Annotated in this window: 3 protein-coding genes; 2 read left to right on the forward strand and 1 reads right to left on the reverse strand. The window is 40.9% G+C overall.

Annotated features, from left to right (window positions below):
- Positions 1-501 (reverse strand): hypothetical protein (locus ACUVJL_RS30660; protein ID WP_445249290.1); only part of this gene is annotated, 501 nt, incomplete at its 3' end.
- 222 nt (positions 502-723) lie between these two features.
- Here ACUVJL_RS30660 and ACUVJL_RS30665 point away from each other — a divergent pair.
- Both ACUVJL_RS30665 and dndC read left to right on the forward strand, forming a co-directional pair.
- Entirely contained in the window at positions 724-1,686 is a 963-nt protein-coding gene (locus ACUVJL_RS30665; RefSeq protein WP_445249291.1) for an HNH endonuclease, read from the forward strand.
- A gap of 22 nt (positions 1,687-1,708) precedes the next feature.
- A partial coding sequence (gene dndC, locus ACUVJL_RS30670) for a DNA phosphorothioation system sulfurtransferase DndC (RefSeq protein WP_445249292.1) occupies positions 1,709-3,376 on the forward strand: 1,668 nt, incomplete at its 3' end.

Raw genomic sequence — 3,376 nt, forward strand, 5'->3', positions numbered from 1 at the left:
GAATTTCCAGTTTGTACCAGTTGAAACTGCTCCATAAATTGCGGATTGTTCTTGCCCTTTGCGGGCATTAAATATTTGAGCTGCTGCCATCTGAGCCGCACACTGTCCCAATCCTATTCTAATATCGTTGTCTTTTGCTTCGACTAATGTCAAGACTGGGGCTGTAACTAATGATTGATTGCTGGACGCACTGAGGAGAAAGTCACACGCCCCGGTTAATCCTTTGCTCTCTTCTACGTTAAATGTGTTGCCGGAAAAATAGCCAATTTTGTTGTTGAAAGTGCGCCGTATTTCGAGTAGAATGGGAGTGAGGATTAATTCCGATCGAGCTTTTTCCGTGCTGATACTTGAGGCTAAGTCTAAAGCTTCGTCTAGAGTTTGTGTGAGGCGTTCTGAAGGTGCGAGGGGGGTAATTTGGCTGAATAAGTGGGGAATGTCTTCAACGGTTAAATCCAGGGTTGAGACGGCTTGGTCGATGCTTTTGAAGTCGCTGTAGGACATATTTGATTTGGGGTGGGAGATATGATTTTTTGAACCGCAGATGTACGCGGAAAGTGATATAATTATCACCAGTTTAGGCTAGAAAATTACTTTTAAGTCTGATGACACTGCTTAAATTATCTAGTTTCTGCGTTCTGGTTGTGCATTGCGGTGCTTAACTTTTTGTGAAAAATCGTGTAAAATTTCAGACTGGATTATATTTAATCATAGCAGGAGGGAGCCGTGAGTACGGGACAGGATTCAGAAAATAAGAATTTAGCGTACTATTGTAAACGTTTCGCAAACCTTGGTGTCAGCAAGAAAGGCGGTAATGCTCCCCATAAGCCAATATTACTCTTGTCAATAATTGACCTCATTGCTCAAGGCATAATTAATGAAAATCAAATTTATGTTTCCGATAACTTGCTTAAAACATTTGAGAAGTATTGGAATGTATTAGCATCTGACCCTTGGAAGAAGGGTTTGTACTATCCCTTTATTCGCCTGAAAACAGACGGTTTCTGGCATATAACACCTAAGTCTGGATTTAAGGGATCAGAACCTAAAACAACAAAAAAGTTAAAAGAAGCTGTAGAATACGCAAGTCTGGATAGTGAATTATTTAATCTACTGCAAGAACCACATTATAGAGCCGAATTAATAGATACACTGATAGCTGCATGGTTCTCATCAAACAAAAAACTGATCGAAGATATTTGGCAAGTAAATCAAGATTTTCTCAATTTCAGTGAGGAAGAAATAGAAACATCAGCGGAATCAGGTGATTTTGACAGAGAACCTAAATTTTATTTAAGAAAATCTGCTGTCAGAAATGCTTTTTTTAGAAAGGCAGTAGTACATATTTATGATTATAGATGTGCATTTTGTCGATTAAAAGTAATGAGAACCATAACTCAGAATATTGTAGATGGGTCACATATTAAGCCATTTTCACAGTTTTATGACAACCAAATTGATAACGGGATATCATTATGCAAAAATCATCATTGGGCTTTTGACCAGGGTTGGTTTGCTATAGATGATAATTACAGAATTATCGTTGCTAATGACTTAGAAGAGGAATCCCCCAATGCTAAAGCTATGAAAGATTTTCATAGTGAAACTATTCTCCTGCCAACTCCCGACCAATATCTACCAAGACTTGAATCGCTACAGTGGCATCGGCTGAATGTATTTAGAGCTTAATTAAGTAACTGAGGTTGAAGACATGACAGAAACAATGCAAATACCACTTTTTCCACCCCGTAGTGTTAGTGAGTTAGTGGTAGAAATCGAAAAATTAAGTAAAGAAATCAAAGAGTTATATTGTTTAGATGATATACCTTGGGTTTTAGGATATTCCGGCGGAAAAGACAGCACTACAGTAGTGCAGCTTATCTGGTATGCGATAGCAGAATTGCCACCTGAAAAAAGAACGAAAAAAATCTATGTAATCACAACCGATACACTTGTAGAAAACCCGATAGTTTCTACTTGGGTACGTCAGTCATTAAAACAGATGAAGTCTGCTGCTATAGAGCAACAGCTACCAATAGAACCTTATATGCTTTATCCAGATGTAAAAGATACTTTCTGGGTAAACTTGATGGGAAAAGGCTACCCAGCACCGAGACATGGATTTCGCTGGTGTACTGAACGCCTGAAAATCCTTCCTTCTAATCGGTTTGTTCGTGATATGGTGAGAATCAATGGAGAAGTAATTCTTATATTGGGGACTCGCAAAGCTGAAAGCATTAAACGCGCGGTTTCAATGGAGAAACATGAAATAGGTCGTATGAGTGACCGTCTAAATAATAATTCTAGTTCCATTAAATCTCTGCTTTATCAGAGTCCTAGTCTGCCTAATTCCCTAATTTATAGTCCGATAGAAGATTGGCGAACTGATGAAGTCTGGATTTATCTAAATCAGTGGGCTAATCCTTGGGAAAATAGCAACAAAGATTTATTTACCATGTATCGAGGTGCAACAGCCGACAATGAATGTCCTTTAGTTGTCGATACTTCTACGCCTAGCTGCGGCAGTTCTCGCTTTGGGTGCTGGGTTTGCACAATGGTAAGCCAAGATAAATCTATGGAGGCAATGATTCAAAACGATGAGGAAAAAGAATGGATGCAGCCTCTTCTCGATATTCGCAACGAATTAGACATTAAAAACGATCGCCCAAAAAGAGACTTCCGCCGCATCTACGGTAGAGTAGAACTGTTTGAACGCAACATGGGCGACGACACAACCTCCGTCGAACCCATCCCAGGGCCCTACACCAAATTCTGGCGAGAACACTGGCTGAGACGAGTCTTGGAAGCACAAACCCACATCCGCAAAACCGCACCCCTAGAAATGCGCGATATTACCTTAATTACCCCGGAAGAACTTAGCGAAATCCGCCGAATTTGGCTGGAAGAAAAGCATGAATTTGACGACTCTTTGCCCCGGATTTACGAAGAAGTCACGGGCGAACCTTTTGAAGATTCCCGTCCCGCCGCTGAAAGAAAACTCCTCGGTAGCGATGAATGGACTGTGATCGAAGAGATTTGCAGCGAGGACAAAATGCACCTGGAATTAATGGCAAAACTCCTCGATACGGAACGCCAATACTACACTAAACCCCGCCGTAATGGGATTTACGCGGATTTGGACAAATGCTTTGAAACCAGTTCGCGATCGAGAGATGAAGCAATCGGTAACGCCCACTATCAACGCAACTTAAAAACAGCGGTGGAAGCTGTTAAAGCAAATCCGGCTGAGAATATTCAGCAAGTCAAAGATGCGATCGCCCAAACCAACATTTCCGCAACCGATGCTACCGTTGATATTGCCAAACTCAAAGAAGAACTTGAAAGCAGCAGCAACGAAAGCAAACAGTTGTCTTGGGCG

The sequence above is a fragment of the Microcoleus sp. OTE_8_concoct_300 genome (assembly GCF_031383065.1).
In the GTDB taxonomy this organism is placed as follows: domain Bacteria; phylum Cyanobacteriota; class Cyanobacteriia; order Cyanobacteriales; family Microcoleaceae; genus Microcoleus.